The sequence below is a fragment of the Leuconostoc aquikimchii genome, assembly GCF_040838325.1.
In the GTDB taxonomy this organism is placed as follows: domain Bacteria; phylum Bacillota; class Bacilli; order Lactobacillales; family Lactobacillaceae; genus Leuconostoc; species Leuconostoc aquikimchii.
Window position 1 is genome coordinate 192,601 of record NZ_JBFPER010000001.1, and the last position, 15,640, is coordinate 208,240.

Below are 15,640 nucleotides of genomic sequence, written 5' to 3' on the forward strand. Positions count from 1 at the left end.
TGTTGCCATTAAAATGGGATAATGTTAAACTTGAAAAAATGATATAGGGGATCTTTTTATGACAGCATGGGGCGCACTCACAGATTTTTTTAAACAATATACTAGATTTATTGGAACAAGCTCACGAAGTGCGTTTAATTGGATGGCTTGGTTCTGGAGTATTATCTATTGGATTGTTGCATTGTTGATCGTTTGTGTTGCTGGTCTAGGCGTCTTTTTTGGCAAACGAGGGGCGACTGCAACTGATACAACGCCATTGTTAGGGACAATAATTTTAGTTGTCGTGGCTTCTTTGGTACTATCAATTATTATTATTATCCCTAACTTAGCGTTATATGCTCGGCGGTTACATGATATGGGCTATTCAGGATGGTGGCAGGTGACGCCGACTATTGTAACTGTTGTAGCAATCCTATCAGTGAGGCTATTAGGGGTAAACGAAGTGGTACTCACCGTTATACAAGTGATTATCAGTTTAGGATTTAATCTTTGGCTGTCATTTAGTCAATCAAAACCAAATAATAAGTACAGTTAAAAGTGATTAAAAAGTGCTGGCAAACCAAAATACATTGGTTTGCCAGCACTTTTTTAGTTACCTCTCACGTCACCATGAACAAGATGTTTGAAAATGTGTTTATCTGACCAGGCAATGTTTCGTCCTTGGAAGAAAAAGGATAAGATCGTACCAATGCCTAATGCGACAAGTTGATGACTAAAAATAAACGCGATGACAGATAAGGCAATTGCGGCAGCAAAATTGCTCATTTGTGCTTTAGAGGCATTGCCATGAAAATAGTCAAAACGGAGAATATTTGTGAGATCATCTAGGGGATGTAAAATCCAGTTAACACGTTGATAAATGGAAATCGCGACACCAATATTCCAGATAGCAAAGAAGTCGATGGGTATACGTAGCCACCAAGCCAGTGAGTGGATACCAATACTAATAAAATAATTAGCAAAAAAGCTGACTAAAAAGCTAAATGATAAACCAAAAATAATGTTGCCAATTAAGCGTAGCCAGTTGAATTTCATGGCGAGAAACATATTAAGAAAAGCAACTGAAATCGCGATTAGCGCTAAAAAAATACTAATGGGGAAGCTGATTGCGTTGGATAAATTGGCAGCACTAGCGGTCCAAGGAGCCGAGCCCATCATAGATGCCACACTCAACCCATTACCAAATGAATTAACAATGAGCGAAATAACGAAAAAACTTATTTTTTGTTTTAAACCAAGCTGATAAAATTGACCGTCGATGTAGTACATGCAATTCTCCCAAGAACCATAATATTTTCATTATAACAATACCAGCGTGTGATAACCATTTTTTTGTAAAAGTGATTCAATTAATTAGTTTACTTATTCACAAACTAGGCGTATATTATTAATTGTAAAGTCATATGACTCAGAAAGGAATTTAATCATGAGTAAAGTAGCATTAGTAACAGGCGCCGGTCAGGGCATTGGTGAGGCAATTGCCCATCGTCTAGTGAAAGATGGTTTTCGGGTAGCCTTAGTGGGCCGACATTTAGAAAAAGTGCAACGCGTAGCAAATGATATTAACGCCAACGGTGGCGAGGCCATTGCGGTTCGTGCGGATGTTGCTAAACGTGATGAGGTTTTTGAAGCAGTCAAAGCTACAAAAAAAGCCTTTGGCGATTTGAATGTGATTGTTAACAATGCGGGTGTGGCGCCCACGACACCAATCATGGATGTTACGGAAGACGATATGAATTGGACCTGGGGCATTAATGTTAATGGTGTTGTTTGGGGCACGCAGGCTGCTACAGAAGCATTTAAAGAATTGGGGCATGGCGGTAAAATCATTAACGCGACATCACAAGCTGGTGTTGAAGGAAACCCTAATTTAACTGTTTACGGTTCAACAAAGTTTGCTATTCGCGGTATCACACAAACAACAGCAAAAGAATTAGCCCAATTTGGTATCACAGTTAATGCCTTTGCACCAGGAATTGTAAAAACACCTATGATGTGGGATATTGCCCATAAAGTAGGTCAAAATGCCGGTAAAGATGATGAATGGGGCATGGCACAATTCTCAGACGGGATTGCACTAGGCCGCTTGAGTGAACCTGAAGAGATTGCCAGTGTCGTTAGTTTCTTGTCTAGTGATGATTCAAATTATGTGACAGGACAAACAATCATTGTGGATGGCGGTATGGTCTTCCGTTGATCACTTGACTAACATGCAATATTTGTGTTGTAATATAAGGAAGTTATTTGAGATAACATAATAATCGGAATGAACAGTCATGTTTATTCCGATTTTGTAATTGACAAAGCATGTGAGGGGAATATGGTAGAACGTTATTTAAAATCTGAAAAGATAAAATATTTATTTTGGGGCGTTATCACAACGTTGGTGTATTTTGTGGTGCGGTTTGTGACAATGGCACTATTACATCAGGCTATGTTGCCTGTATTAATTGCACAAATTGTGACGGTTTTGTTTGCATTTGTGGTCAATAAATTTTTTGTGTTTGCAGCTAATCAAAGTCGGCATGTTTTAGCGCAGTTATTGAGATTTATAGCTGGTAGATTGTTTGTGGCGGGGATTGATTTTTTGTTAACCTATATCATGATTGAACGCTATAGTGATGTGTTTATTCGTTTACTACGGTTGAATAAAATTAACTTCCAAACATTTCCCTTTGGATTATCTTGGTCGTGGTTACATGGCTGGATTCATGATAGTGTCTCACTCAATGCTGTGATTGCAGTTATTTTAATACAGATAATTGCGGTTGTTGTTAATTATTTCATCTCTAAATTTATGATTTTTGATTAATCTCTGACTGTCAATTAAAAAAATAGCAAAGTAATTTCAGCACTATCAGTTATTATAACGTCAAAAAATCACCCAATAAGTGAGACTTTATCTCACTTATTGGGTGATTTTTTGACGTTATTTTAATGTGTGGTCATTCAAAATTCTGTAAGCCATTGCTTCACTGAGAATAATGTCAGTGATTAATTGACCACGAAATAAACTTCTTTTTTTGTAAAGGTGTATTATAAAGATAGCGAGTGATATCTGTTTTTATAGATTTATTGTAAAATAATACACAAACAATAAATTTTATAGAAAACGCTTACAAAACCTTTTAAGACAACGTTTTAAAAACTTTTATAAAAACACTTGCTTTTTATAAAAGGGTGTTATATACTTATATTGTTAATAAATGAGCAAACAAAAAGGAGCACATTAATTATGGCAGATACAATTATAAAGAAGCCGAAAAAAAAGGTTTTGACACCTGAAGAAAAAGCAGAACTACAAATACAAGCTGAAGCAATGACAGCAGCGTTAGTTGAAAAATCAAAAAAAGCGTTAGCAGAGTTTTCAACCTATACACAAGTACAAGTTGATAAAATCGTGGCAGCGATGGCATTAGCAGGGTCAGAAAATTCATTAGTATTAGCCCATGCAGCGTACAATGAAACTGGTCGTGGTGTGATCGAAGATAAAGATACAAAAAATCGTTTTGCCTCTGAATCAGTTTATAACGCCATTAAGTTTGATAAGACGGTTGGTGTGATTAGTGAAGATAAGATTCAAGGGAAAGTTGAGTTGGCTGCGCCGTTAGGTGTTTTGGCTGGTATCGTACCAACAACTAACCCAACATCGACAACGATTTTCAAGTCAATGTTAACAGCTAAGACGCGTAACACAATCATCTTTGCATTCCATCCACAAGCCCAAAAGTCATCAGCGCTTGCTGCACAAATTGTTTATGATGCCGCTGTTAAAGCCGGTGCACCAAAGGACTTTATCCAATGGATTGAAAAGCCATCACTTTATGGGACGAGTGCGTTGATTCAAAATCACGGTATTGCCTCTATCTTAGCTACCGGTGGCCCTGCAATGGTGAATGCAGCCTTAAAGTCAGGTAACCCATCAATGGGTGTTGGTGCTGGAAACGGTGCAATCTATCTAGATGCCACAGTTGATACTGACCGTGCCGTATCGGACTTGCTTTTGTCAAAACGATTTGACAATGGTATGATTTGTGCCACTGAAAATTCGGCAGTTATCCAAGCACCAATTTATGATGAAGTGCTACAAAAGTTGCAAGATCAAGGCGCTTATTTGGTACCTAAAAAGGACTATAAAAAGATTGCTGATTATGTCTTCAAACCAAATGCTGAAGGATTTGGGATTGCTGGACCAGTTGCTGGTAGGTCAGGCCGTTGGATTGCGGAACAAGCAGGTGTTAAAATTCCTGAAGACAAAGATGTTTTGTTGTTTGAATTAGATCAAAAAAATATTGGTGAGGCATTATCATCAGAAAAGTTATCACCCTTACTTTCAATTTATAAAGTTGAAAAACGTGAAGAAGCCATCAAGACAGTACAATCATTGTTGGACTATCAAGGTGCCGGACATAATGCTGCTATCCAAATTGGTTCACAAGATGATCCATTCATTAAAGAATATGCGGATGCCATTGGTGCATCACGTATCTTAGTTAACCAACCTGACTCAATTGGTGGTGTTGGCGACATTTATACAGATGCTATGCGGCCTTCATTGACGCTTGGTACCGGATCATGGGGGAAGAATTCATTGTCTCACAACTTATCAACATATGACTTGCTTAACATTAAAACAGTGGCGCGCCGTCGTAACCGACCACAATGGGTCCGTTTGCCTAAAGAAGTTTATTATGAAGCAAACGCAATCACTTACTTGCAAGAATTACCAGCAATTAAGCGTGCATTCATTGTCGCTGATCCTGGTATGGTCCAATTCGGCTTTGTCGGCAAAGTGTTGAGTCAACTTGAGTTACGTCAAGAACAGGTTGAAACAAATATCTATGGTTCAGTTAAACCTGATCCAACTTTGTCACAAGCGGTTGATATTGCCCGCCAAATGGCTGCGTTCAAGCCTGATACTGTCATCTTACTGGGTGGTGGTTCAGCACTTGATGCTGGAAAGATCGGTCGTTTCTTGTATGAATATTCAACGCGTAATGAGGGTATTTTAGAAGACGAAGATGGTATCAAAGATTTGTTCATGGAATTACAACAAAAGTTCATGGATATTCGTAAGCGTATCGTGAAGTTCTATCATGCCCGTTTGACACAAATGGTTGCTATTCCCACAACGTCTGGTACTGGTTCAGAAGTAACACCATTCGCGGTAATTACTGATGACCAAACGCATGTTAAGTACCCATTGGCTGATTATGAATTAACACCCGAAGTAGCAATTGTTGATCCAGAGTTTGTTATGACCGTGCCAAAGCGTACAGTAGCATTCTCAGGTTTGGATGCTTTGTCACATGCGTTTGAGTCATATGTGTCAGTGATGGCATCAGAATTCACACGCCCTTGGGCTTTGCAAGCAATCAAGTTAATTTTTGATAACTTGACAACGTCATATCAATACGATCCAAAGAATCCGACAAAAGAAGGTCAGAACGCCCGCACAAAGATGCATTATGCCTCAACCTTAGCTGGTATGTCATTTGCCAATGCGTTCTTGGGAATTAACCATTCATTAGCCCACAAAACTGGTGGTGAGTTCGGTTTGCCTCACGGCTTGGCTATTGCCATTGCAATGCCTCATGTTATCAAATTTAATGCGGTGACAGGCAACGTTAAGCGTACGCCTTATCCACGTTATGAGACATATACAGCGCAAAAAGATTATGCTGATATTGCGCGTTACCTTGGCTTAAAGGGTAATACTGATGCTGAAATGGTTGATGCTTTGATTGCGGCTGTGAAAACGTTGGCTAAGTCAGTTGAAGTTGACCAAACTTTGACCGGTAATGGCGTTAAGAAAGCGGATCTAGAAATGAACATTGATCAGTTGACAGACCTTGTCTACAACGATCAGTGCACACCTGGAAACCCTCGCCAACCTAGTCTAGAAGAAATCAAACAATTGTTGAGAGATCAACTGTAATAAACGATGAAAAACATCAAAATTTGATGTAAAACCAAAAAATTAGACAAAAAAACATTAATTAACATAATCAATGGTGAGTTACCGATATCGGTAACTCACCATTGATTTTTTGTTGTACATGAAAGCTTAAAAATGTAATTTTTAATTAGTATTCTGAGGTCACATCACAAGTTAGATAATTACAGACCAGCTATCAATATTAGTGTGAATTAAGGTAGTTATTCTTTTCTGGACAGTGTCTAAGGGCTCAGGATGTGTTTGCCCTAACCAAACAGAAATAATTGATGTTAAAACACTAATCAAATATTCTAACTCTAAATGAGATGTTTCATTGATACTAGGATGATTAATCAATAATTTTTTGTATTTATTGTTGATGAAATTTAGCCAAATACCTTTAATATAAGAACGTGTATAAAGTAAATGAAGTGTGACCCGTTTTTGATAGAGCAGTGGCATCATGTCTTCAATAAATATTGTTAACGGATCTTTTCCTTTAAAAACATGCGTTTCAAGTTCTTTTTTAATGTCAGAGTCAACATCAACAATGAAGGCGTAGGCAATTTCTTCAATGTTAGTAAAATATTTAGCGATTTTTGACAATGGTATATTGGATATTGCTGAAATCTGTTTAATGGTTGGATGAGTATCTGTGGCATCAATCATACATTTAGTAAATGCTTCGAAAATATATTTTATGTCAGTTTGCTGCTCATTTTCAGTAGAATTATCCATGAAAAAATCAATTTCTAAATGATACTTATTAATAATATGAAACAATGTCTCAACACTCGGAGTCGTGATATTGCGCTCCCATTTTGATATAAGTTGATAAGAAACAAATAATTCTTTTGCTAGATCCTGTTGTGTTAAATGTTCTAAGTGCCTTAATAATTTGAGTTTTTCTCCAATTTTCATCACGTATTTCCCCTATAAAAAATTAATAATATTTTATCATAGGGAAAATTAGTTGTCAATAACAAATACTGATAGACGACTAACCAATTCATCTGTTTAATGTGAATAGTATTATTGATATTATATGTATATAAACTTAAAGGAGAAATAAATTATGTCAGTAACAAAAAAACTACTAGTATTAGCTGCTGTAGGAACAACGCTAGCGGCTACAGGGGTAGCAAGCGCAAGTGTTAGTCATCCTGCACCTAGCCCTATTATTGATACATGGGACACAGGTCGTAATAGAGAGAATAATTATGCTTGGTCCAATTATTATGTTGAGACAGGTAACTATGGTTCCGAATCGGCTGTTAGAAATATTTATGGTTATACCAAAGATCATCAACGCCGTAATTTCGGTTGGGCGAACTCCTCAGCAACAAAAGCTTGGAATGATGTTCGCATTGATACAAGTTGGAATTTCTATCGATACTAATTTATGCTTAAATTAGGGTAGGGAAGCCTACCGTACATAATTATAGAAAAGAACAGGACAAAATTTTGAAAACAAAGCTTATATTTCTTAGTGCTATATTTTCATTGTTGATATCAATCGGCCTTATAGCAATTCAAGATACTGCAATGCCAGTGCCATTACCAGTGGATGGCGGCATAACTTTAGTTGCAGATAAAATATCCAATGATAAAACGTATCAAATATTAAAATCCATTACTAAAAAAGACAAGATAAGATTATATAAATCTTATGTGAATACTAAAGGACAAGTTGATTATTACAATTTGGCCCACTATATCAAAGGCGACGTACTATCAAAAGTAAGTGCTAGTGGCATGTTCTATAAGTCAGGAAATTTGAGTCAGCACTCACTAAATGAATTGCAATCCGTGGGTATTGCGGTCAAGGCAAACCAATCTTATCCAAGTTTTATTGGTGGTTTATTACAGTTTGATGGGCAGCTCAGACTAATTGTAACAATAATCATATTATTGTTAGCATTGACTGGCATATTTATTTTCGATGTTAAGTCCATGAAGACAAGGATGATAAGGTATTCAATTGGTAACAATGTTGTAGAAATTAAAGATATTGTTTATCCCACGTTACTAATTGTATTGATTGGTAGTGCCATAGCAATTGGTTATGCGGTAACTGCTGGGCAGGGATTTAGAACTTTTAGCACACAATTACTAATTGCCTTAGTCTTAACTGACATTGCCATTCTCTTTATGCTGATGATGTTGTCGTTATTTGTGGTTAACGTCATGATTCGTTTTGAAAAACCGCTGAACATTATTAAAAACAAAATTCAAGGAAAAAGTATTTTTATCATTTGGATTTTGTTGATTAGTGTATTGATAGTTACTGTCGGCATGCTTAGTGAACAATCGCAACGTCATAGTAGTCAATTAAAAAAACAAATTGATAATCTAGATCCTTGGAATCAGCTGAAGGGTTGGCAAAAGACACAACCTTTCGATATAGTGAGTACCTCTGAAGATGGGCGAATGGTCAGTGCAGATCCAAGTCAAAAAGATGTTGATTTAGTCAAATCACTAGGTGACAATAATTATCTTTATATCTTACAATCTGCAGCATATGTGCCAAAATATATTGCATCTAAGGGAGGAAGCGGATTTTCTGAACAATTAGTTAAGGGTGGCGTGACTAATCCGAATCTGAATAAAAAGTTATGGTACTTTAACAATGGTGCGATGTACCAACAATCTCGTTACTCATCGCAAAAATATTCATACGATACAACTAAAGCTGTAACCATCTATATACCAAAAATGTATCAAGAAGATCGACAGTCGCTTGTTAATACAGTTTATATGGAACAGTTACAATTTTATCATTTGTCAAAGAGCGATATTGAGGTTCAGGTCGTTAATAATAAGCAAGTGAATTTTTTATATAATGAAGATGCTACTCGATTCTCAGGGAAAGAGGCGGATCAACCCAATAGTTATGGCAGTTTGGAAAGCCAAGTCGTTGTACGTTTAAATGATTCGATATTATTAGCGCACAATGCAAATACACTAGCCAACGATATTTTGAATACAGGTGGATTGTTGAGTCCGGAGGCAATTAAGATTATTAATCGCCAAGCGAATAATTTAACTAGTAATACTGTTGAACCTTATCAAAGTGTGTTGTTGAATATCAAATCTCTCAACAATCAACTATTAATTGCAAATGTGCTACGGTTTTTTATGTTTTGTTCAGTAGTAATTAGCGTAATATCTTATATTAATGCTATTTATAAATTTGAATTAATGACAATAGTTAAGAAGAAGCTTCTTGGTCAAGCGGCTATTCAAATTTATTCGCCATACTTACTGCCATTATTGGCGGCTATTGTGATTGCAACTTTAATAGTTGCTACATTAGATAATCAATTAGTGTTAGCCGGCATGACAACTGGCGTACTAAGTATGATCATGTTGTTAACAACGATTATATTTGATAGTAGAATTAGGTCTCGTTATACGACAATTCTTAAAGGGAGTGACTCATGATTAATATTCAATCACTTAGTAAAAAATTTAAAGACAAAGTCATATATGAAAATATTAATTTACGTTTTGAGCCTAACAAATCGTATGCATTAATTGGACGGTCAGGTTCTGGTAAAACGACATTGTTAAATGCAATTGGTCGATTAGAACGTCCGAATAATGGGGAAATTACTATTAATGACGAAGATATATGGAAAATTAAAGAAAAGACTTTCTTTAAGAAATATCTAGGTTATGTTTTTCAAAATTATGCATTAATTGATAATCAAACCGTTTGGCAAAATCTTAAAATAGTTAATAAGGATAACCAGATTATCAAGCAAGCTTTAGAACAAGTTGGGCTAGATACGTCTTATTTAAAACTAAAGATCTATCAATTATCTGGTGGTCAAGCACAACGCGTGGCGATTGCTCGAATGATATTAAAAGAGAAAAAAATAATTCTAGCTGATGAACCCACAGGTGCCTTAGATGGGAAAACAGGCGAAGAAATTATTGATATTTTATTAAACTTAGTCAGTGAAGACACGTATGTCATTATTGCCACACACGACCCTAAGGTATATTCACGTGTGGACGTGGTGATTGATGTTTCAACATTGCAGGAGGAAAATCGTGAAAAGAATGTTGATTAGTACGATAAGCTTAATGATTGTTGTTGTTATAGTTGTTGCTGGATTTATAATTTATCGCGTAGTGAACACCAATTCATCAGTGCAGATGTCTGGAGATCGTACGGTTTACTTATCTGTTGGTACGTTGTCTGATGACACGACTAAAGTATGGGAGCATGTATTAGAATCTGATGATGCAACAAAGTTAGATGGTAATAGCTATAAGTATACAGTCATAAAGTTTGATAGTAATGATGGCTTAAAATCAGCTATCAAGTCACAAGATGTTTATTTCGGTATTGGGCTAACGCAACAAGACGTGACGAATAACTTAAGTTCATCTTCTAACTCGAAGCCCCAAGTTATTCGTCTTGCGTCCAATGAATCTGAATTTAAAGGCTTTAAAACCTTTGCCGGCTTGAAACAAGGTGGCATGATAACTAGTGAGAATGTTCAATCTGCAAAGCAAACAGAGTTTATTGGTAAGATCGTTAATATCTACAATAACCAAATGAACCAAAAATGGATTCAAGAGAACTACCCTAATTATAAATAATTAGGTGTTCATAAATGCAAAGTGCACGGTATGTTATTCTACATGAATGACATACCGTGCACTTTGCATTTTTGTTGACTGGATGGACAAGAGTAAGAGTTAAGGTACATTGTTGGTTTTTTATCGTCACGCGCCAATATATTTTTTTCATTTGCAAAAATCTTCAACCGTGTATATAATATATCCATAGACATTTAAAGTACACGAAAAAGAAGGTTGGTCACATGAAATTTTGGCAAAGCACAGAATGGCAACGTATTGGTAAATTACGTGGGTTAAAATTATTATTAATTGGGATTATTTTAATTCCTAGTATTTATGCAGTGATTTTTTTATCATCACTGTGGGATGCGTATGGCAATGTCAGCAATTTGCCTGTGGCCGTGGTCAATCAAGATAGGTCAGCGAAAGTTAATGGCAAAACCCAGCATCTAGGATCTGATTTATCAGATAAATTAGTGAAGGATCAACCTTTAAAAATCAGTGACGTATCATCTAAAAAAGCGCAAGATGGTTTAAAGCAAGGTAAATATTACATGACAATCACTATTCCAAGTGATTTTACAAGTAATGCTGGTACACTGCTAAGTGGCAAACCAAATGCGTCTAAAATTGCTATTGCACACAATACAGGACAAGGTTTTATCGCTGAAAAAATGACGAGTTCAGCAGCCGATAAAATTCAAGCGAGTGTCACGAAATCCTTACAAAAAGTTTATAATGAAACAATTTTATCAGCAACAAAATCATCACAAAAAGGTTTACAAGCAGGTGCCAACGGTGCAGGCCAACTCAATAATGGTTTAGGTCAACTATCTGATGGGACAAAAAAGCTCAACGAAGGGGCACAAACATTAACATCAGGCACATCTACTTTAGCCAATGGTGTGAATCAATATACAACTGGTGTTTCGCAAGCTAACACGGGATCAAAGCAACTCACTACTGGTGCTAATTCTGCTGTTTCAGGGGCCAATCAATTAGCTTCGGGATCATCTCAATTAGCAAAAAATGCCCCACAGTTAGAAGCCGGTAGCCAACAATTAGCTGCTGGTGCCCAAGAACTATCAAAAAAGTTGCAAGAAGTGAGTGATGGTATCACTAAGGGACAGCAAGATAAAGAAACAGTTGATAAGTTGAATCAATTAGAAGGGTTATTAACAGCGTTAACAACTTCAGTAAACAAAATTCAAATTCCTAATAGTACTATTGATAGCAATGTTATGACACAAGCGGGGACTGAGTTACAATCTGGTATCCAGGGTGCAGGAGCTGATGCACAAAAACTAGATGACTTATCTCAGAATAAAGACCTTAAGAGAGATAATCCAGATATTGCGAAGCAACTTGAGCAAACAGTTGCTGATTTAAAAGGTAATATTGAAAAAAGTGGTCAAGCGGCCACGACATTGCAGGGACAACTGGGACAAATAAAAGAGTTATTGCCACAGTTAGCAGGATTTCAAGCGGAATTACCAAAACTTAAAGCAGGTTTGGCAGCTGCACAAACAGGTAACAAGCAAGCGATTGATCAATTAAATGGTAGCCTAACTAGTGTCAGTAATTTATTGTCACAACAATTTGTACCAGCTGCTAATCAGCTTGCCTCTGGCGCAGCCACATTAAATGCAGGTCAAAAGCAAGTCACCACTGCATCGTCACAACTCAGCAATGGTGCAAGTCAATTAGCCAGCGGTAATTCACAACTGGCAACTGGGGCAAGCCAATTAAATAATGGCTTGGGTCAATTAACTGATAAAAGTGGTGCGTTAAACAGCGGTGCTGGTCAATTGACTAGTGGGGCTCAGCAGCTGACAACTGGGACAGCACAAGCGATGTCAGCTTTAGGTCAGGCACAGACTGGCACGCAGACGTTAGCAGCAAAATTGGCTGATGGCGCTGTGAAACTTGAAGCAGTACATGGTAATAAAAATAATGTCAATGCATTAACAAATCCTGTGAAAAGCTCACAAACAAATTTGTCAACGGTTCAAAATAACGGTACAGGCATGGCACCTTACATGATGTCAGTTGGTCTGTTCGTTGGGATGATTACATTGAGTACAATTTATGACTTTATGACTGTCGCCAAGAAACCACGTAATGGGTTCGCATGGTGGGCAGACAAACAAACTGTTAACTTCCCTGTATGGATAGGTCAAGCACTTGTGATGACGACTTTGTTAGTGTTAGTAGATGGTCTAAATGCCACACGACCTGTTATGGTCTTTGTCGTAGCTCTGGTAACAGCCTTTTCATTTAATCAATTAGTACTGTTTTTCAATGTATTGTTTGGCAAGCTTGGATCAGGTATCATGTTAGTATTGATGGTACTGCAACTGAGTGCGAGTGCCGGATCGTATCCAATAGAATTATCAAATGATTTCTTTAGAACGATTCATCCTTGGGTACCAATGACTTACTCAGTGCATGCGTTCCGCGAAGCGATTTCTATTGGCGGTAGTGTGGCCAATGACTTGACTATATTATTAGTTATTGGTATTGTATCAATGGTATTAACTTGGGGTGTTTATCATTGGAAGTTGCGACATAATCAAATGATTTGGGCAGTATAGGGCGATTTGAAATTTTATAGTTAAACGATTGGGTTTAAATGTTTGGAGAAAATTATGAAAATGTCATATGCAGTTGAACAAAGCTTGGTTGTTTTGGTTATGCTTGCTTTGCAAAAAGATGCTTTACCGGTTAAAAGTCATTTATTGAGCGATCGATTAGAAGTTTCTGAATCATATTTGAAGAAAACGATGCGTAAGCTAGTAGTTGCAGGTATTGTTCAGGCAATTGCGAGCAAAGAAGGCGGCTTTAAGTTGGCGCGACCAGTTGCGGATATCACATTGTTAGATGTCTATGAAGCCATTGAAGGCATGGGAAGCTTCATTCATTCAACACAACTCGCGGACCGAATTTTTTTAAGTCAAAAATCGAACAAACGTATAGAAGATGTCCAGCAAGCTTTAGAAGTTGCCACAAACGATGTGTTGACGGTATTCAATGAAGCGGAGCAGGATTTTAAAAATAGATTACAAAATTATACAATTGCTAAACTTTTAGGACATATTAATGTTGATGCTTTTGATAAAATTGATTGGCGACAAGTGCACATCATTGTTGGTTAACGGAACGGCCTTATGGTCGTTTTTTTATTTGGTAGCAAACTTGTATAGTATTAGATTAGATATCACAAATAGGTTAATAGTTTACAAATTATATCGTATGCGATATAATTTTGATATAGAAAAACACAAGGAGCCAACATGGTACAAGACGAACATCTGTATGATGAGCTATGCTTATCGGCTTATAACACAAATCGTTACTTCCACCGATTATATAGTCAGGTTTTGGATCAATATGATTTGTCGTATTTACAATATATGAGTTTATTGATTATTCACCAGCGTGGTGCGCTGAAAATGACGGATATTGGTGTGGATTTGGAGTTATCAAGTAACACGCTCACGCCAGTTATTGATAAACTTGTCCAGAAAGGCTGGATTTTAAAAGTTCAAAGTGCAACGGATAAGCGGATCAAAGTTTTGGCAATGGTCGATGAGAAACAACATTTATTCCAAAAGATTCTTGCAGAAGTTGATGACATACGTGACGCGTTGTTGCAACGTAGTGGCCGACCGTTAGCCGATGTACTTAGAGAAAATCAAGCCCTCAACCGTGTATTACAAAGCATGATAGCAGAAAAGGAAGAAAAATAGATGATGTATGATGTGATTTTTATTGGTAGTGGACACGCTGCATGGCATGGTGCACAAGCATTGGTACGTGCTGGTAAAAAAGTGGCACTTATTGAAGAAAATAAAGTTGCTGGTACCTGTACAAATTTTGGCTGTAATGCCAAAATTTTGCTTGATGGGCCAGCTGAAATGATTCATCACTTACATCATTATCATGGTATCGGGATTAACGAGACACCAGATATTGTTTGGCCAGAATTGATGGCATACAAGCACGAAGTCATTGATCCATTATCAGATGGTTTGGCACATATGTTGTCAGTAGATGGCATCGATATTATTGCAGGGCATGCCAAATTTATAGATGAAAATACGCTAAAAGTTGGTAGTGAAACATATACAGCTGAGCAATTTGTCATTGCAACTGGACAACGTCCGGCTAAGTTACCAATTACTGGTGCTGAGTTAACACATGACAGTACTGATTTCTTAGACTTACCAGATATGCCAAAATCAATGGCGTTCATTGGGGCGGGTTACATTGCCATGGAATTCGCATCGATCGCGCAAGCTGCTGGTAGCGATGTGACGTTGATTGAATATGGTGACCGCGCATTAAATGGTTTTGATGCTGATTATGCGCAAGCCGTCGTGGGCGATATGACTAAAAAAGGCATTACTTTTGCCTTCAATCATGCGGTTTCAGAGGTATCAAAACTTGAAAACGGACAATATCTTGTGGCAACAGCACAAGGTGACGCCTATCAAGTTGATTATGTGATGGATACAACTGGCCGTGTGGCTAATATTGAAGATTTGGGGTTAGATGAAATTCATGTCGCTTACGATCGTCAAGGCGTGTTAGTAGACGACCATTTACAAACGACGGTACCAAATATTTATGCGAGTGGGGATGTGATTTCAAAACCAATTGCCCGTTTAACACCGACAGCAACCTTTGAATCACATTATATTGCCCGTGTCTTACTGGGAGATCAGACACCAATTGCTTATCCGGTTGTCCCAACGGTAGCCTTCACGCTGCCACGTGTGGCACAAGTAGGCGTGACAACCGCTGAAGCTGATAAACAATCAGATTTGACTACTATTGCTATTCCTTATGGTCAAATCATGCGTTTTCAGACGCTAAATGACGTGCACGCAGCCATCAAAATTGTCATTAACCAACACAAACAATTGGTTGGGGCAGCGTTAATGGGTGATTTTGCACCTGAAGTGATTAACGCGTTGGTGCCAGTCATTAACAAGCAATATACGAGTGAGGACATTAAATCTCAAATTTTTGCTTTCCCGACGCATACAGGGATTGTGTTACCATTGATTGCAAATTATTTAGTTTAAAAAGTGAGGCGTTAGC

At 37.4% G+C, this 15,640-nt stretch carries 14 protein-coding genes; 12 read left to right on the plus strand and 2 right to left on the minus strand.

Translation table 11 applies throughout. The features are described from left to right. Nucleotides 1-58 precede the first annotated feature (58 nt). Nucleotides 59-535: a DUF805 domain-containing protein gene (locus AB3K24_RS01040; RefSeq protein ID WP_367973362.1), complete on the plus strand. Its 477-nt coding sequence runs from the start codon at nt 59-61 to the stop codon at nt 533-535. A 53-nt stretch (nt 536-588) separates the two neighbouring features. Here the strand turns inward: AB3K24_RS01040 and AB3K24_RS01045 are convergent, their stop codons facing one another. After that, the gene (locus AB3K24_RS01045; RefSeq protein WP_367973364.1) at nt 589-1,269 is read right to left on the minus strand and encodes a hypothetical protein; all 681 of its coding nucleotides are present in this window, start codon (nt 1,267-1,269) and stop codon (nt 589-591) included. Between the two features lie 157 nt (nt 1,270-1,426). On the opposite strand from AB3K24_RS01045, the gene AB3K24_RS01050 reads away from it, so the two are divergent. The 3 genes from AB3K24_RS01050 (at nt 1,427) to adhE (ending at nt 5,938) form a co-directional block, all read left to right on the plus strand. Continuing rightward, nucleotides 1,427-2,197: a (S)-acetoin forming diacetyl reductase gene (locus tag AB3K24_RS01050; RefSeq protein ID WP_367973366.1), complete on the plus strand. Its 771-nt coding sequence runs from the start codon at nt 1,427-1,429 to the stop codon at nt 2,195-2,197. Between the two features lie 123 nt (nt 2,198-2,320). Beyond that, nucleotides 2,321-2,812 (plus strand): GtrA family protein, encoded by a 492-nt coding sequence (locus AB3K24_RS01055; protein ID WP_367973368.1) that lies wholly within the window; start codon nt 2,321-2,323, stop codon nt 2,810-2,812. A 423-nt stretch (nt 2,813-3,235) separates the two neighbouring features. Further along, nucleotides 3,236-5,938 carry a bifunctional acetaldehyde-CoA/alcohol dehydrogenase gene (adhE, locus tag AB3K24_RS01060; RefSeq protein WP_367973370.1) on the plus strand — a complete coding sequence of 901 codons (2,703 nt, stop codon included), beginning with the start codon at nt 3,236-3,238 and terminating at the stop codon, nt 5,936-5,938. A gap of 174 nt (nt 5,939-6,112) precedes the next feature. Here the strand turns inward: adhE and AB3K24_RS01065 are convergent, their stop codons facing one another. Then, on the minus strand, nt 6,113-6,859 hold the full coding sequence (locus AB3K24_RS01065; RefSeq protein ID WP_367973372.1) for a helix-turn-helix domain-containing protein: 747 nt from the start codon (nt 6,857-6,859) through the stop codon (nt 6,113-6,115). Nucleotides 6,860-7,013: 154 nt separating this feature from the next. Here AB3K24_RS01065 and AB3K24_RS01070 point away from each other — a divergent pair, with 154 nt between their 5' ends. The 8 genes from AB3K24_RS01070 (at nt 7,014) to AB3K24_RS01105 (ending at nt 15,624) form a co-directional block, all read left to right on the plus strand. Next, complete coding sequence (locus AB3K24_RS01070; protein ID WP_367973374.1) at nt 7,014-7,337, plus strand: hypothetical protein; 324 nt, start codon at nt 7,014-7,016, stop codon at nt 7,335-7,337. A gap of 65 nt (nt 7,338-7,402) precedes the next feature. Next, on the plus strand, nt 7,403-9,382 hold the full coding sequence (locus AB3K24_RS01075; RefSeq protein ID WP_367973376.1) for a hypothetical protein: 1,980 nt from the start codon (nt 7,403-7,405) through the stop codon (nt 9,380-9,382). Then, a complete protein-coding gene (locus AB3K24_RS01080; protein ID WP_367973378.1) occupies nt 9,379-10,017 on the plus strand; it encodes an ATP-binding cassette domain-containing protein in 639 nt (212 codons plus the stop codon). Before AB3K24_RS01075 ends, AB3K24_RS01080 begins: the two co-directional genes overlap by 4 nt. Next, nucleotides 9,998-10,552 (plus strand): hypothetical protein, encoded by a 555-nt coding sequence (locus AB3K24_RS01085; protein WP_367973380.1) that lies wholly within the window; start codon nt 9,998-10,000, stop codon nt 10,550-10,552. The genes AB3K24_RS01080 and AB3K24_RS01085 overlap by 20 nt, the downstream gene beginning before the upstream one ends. Before the next feature lie 224 nt (nt 10,553-10,776). Next, nucleotides 10,777-13,128 (plus strand): YhgE/Pip family protein, encoded by a 2,352-nt coding sequence (locus tag AB3K24_RS01090; RefSeq protein WP_367973382.1) that lies wholly within the window; start codon nt 10,777-10,779, stop codon nt 13,126-13,128. A gap of 54 nt (nt 13,129-13,182) precedes the next feature. Beyond that, a complete protein-coding gene (locus AB3K24_RS01095; RefSeq protein WP_367973384.1) occupies nt 13,183-13,689 on the plus strand; it encodes an RrF2 family transcriptional regulator in 507 nt (168 codons plus the stop codon). Nucleotides 13,690-13,827: 138 nt separating this feature from the next. After that, nucleotides 13,828-14,283 carry a MarR family transcriptional regulator gene (locus AB3K24_RS01100; RefSeq protein WP_367973386.1) on the plus strand — a complete coding sequence of 152 codons (456 nt, stop codon included), beginning with the start codon at nt 13,828-13,830 and terminating at the stop codon, nt 14,281-14,283. Beyond that, complete coding sequence (locus AB3K24_RS01105) at nt 14,284-15,624, plus strand: dihydrolipoyl dehydrogenase family protein (protein ID WP_367973388.1); 1,341 nt, start codon at nt 14,284-14,286, stop codon at nt 15,622-15,624. It begins immediately after the preceding gene. Nucleotides 15,625-15,640: the final 16 nt, after the last annotated feature.

Bases quoted from the DNA above. Each gene is read 5' to 3' on its own strand.
- AB3K24_RS01040 (WP_367973362.1), top strand. From the start codon at position 59: ATGACAGCATGGGGCGCACTCACAGATTTTTTTAAACAATATACTAGA.
- AB3K24_RS01045 (WP_367973364.1), bottom strand. From the start codon at position 1,269: ATGTACTACATCGACGGTCAATTTTATCAGCTTGGTTTAAAACAAAAA.
- AB3K24_RS01050 (WP_367973366.1), top strand. From the start codon at position 1,427: ATGAGTAAAGTAGCATTAGTAACAGGCGCCGGTCAGGGCATTGGTGAG.
- AB3K24_RS01055 (WP_367973368.1), top strand. From the start codon at position 2,321: ATGGTAGAACGTTATTTAAAATCTGAAAAGATAAAATATTTATTTTGG.
- adhE (WP_367973370.1), top strand. From the start codon at position 3,236: ATGGCAGATACAATTATAAAGAAGCCGAAAAAAAAGGTTTTGACACCT.
- AB3K24_RS01065 (WP_367973372.1), bottom strand. From the start codon at position 6,859: ATGAAAATTGGAGAAAAACTCAAATTATTAAGGCACTTAGAACATTTA.
- AB3K24_RS01070 (WP_367973374.1), top strand. From the start codon at position 7,014: ATGTCAGTAACAAAAAAACTACTAGTATTAGCTGCTGTAGGAACAACG.
- AB3K24_RS01080 (WP_367973378.1), top strand. From the start codon at position 9,379: ATGATTAATATTCAATCACTTAGTAAAAAATTTAAAGACAAAGTCATA.
- AB3K24_RS01090 (WP_367973382.1), top strand. From the start codon at position 10,777: ATGAAATTTTGGCAAAGCACAGAATGGCAACGTATTGGTAAATTACGT.
- AB3K24_RS01095 (WP_367973384.1), top strand. From the start codon at position 13,183: ATGAAAATGTCATATGCAGTTGAACAAAGCTTGGTTGTTTTGGTTATG.
- AB3K24_RS01100 (WP_367973386.1), top strand. From the start codon at position 13,828: ATGGTACAAGACGAACATCTGTATGATGAGCTATGCTTATCGGCTTAT.
- AB3K24_RS01105 (WP_367973388.1), top strand. From the start codon at position 14,284: ATGATGTATGATGTGATTTTTATTGGTAGTGGACACGCTGCATGGCAT.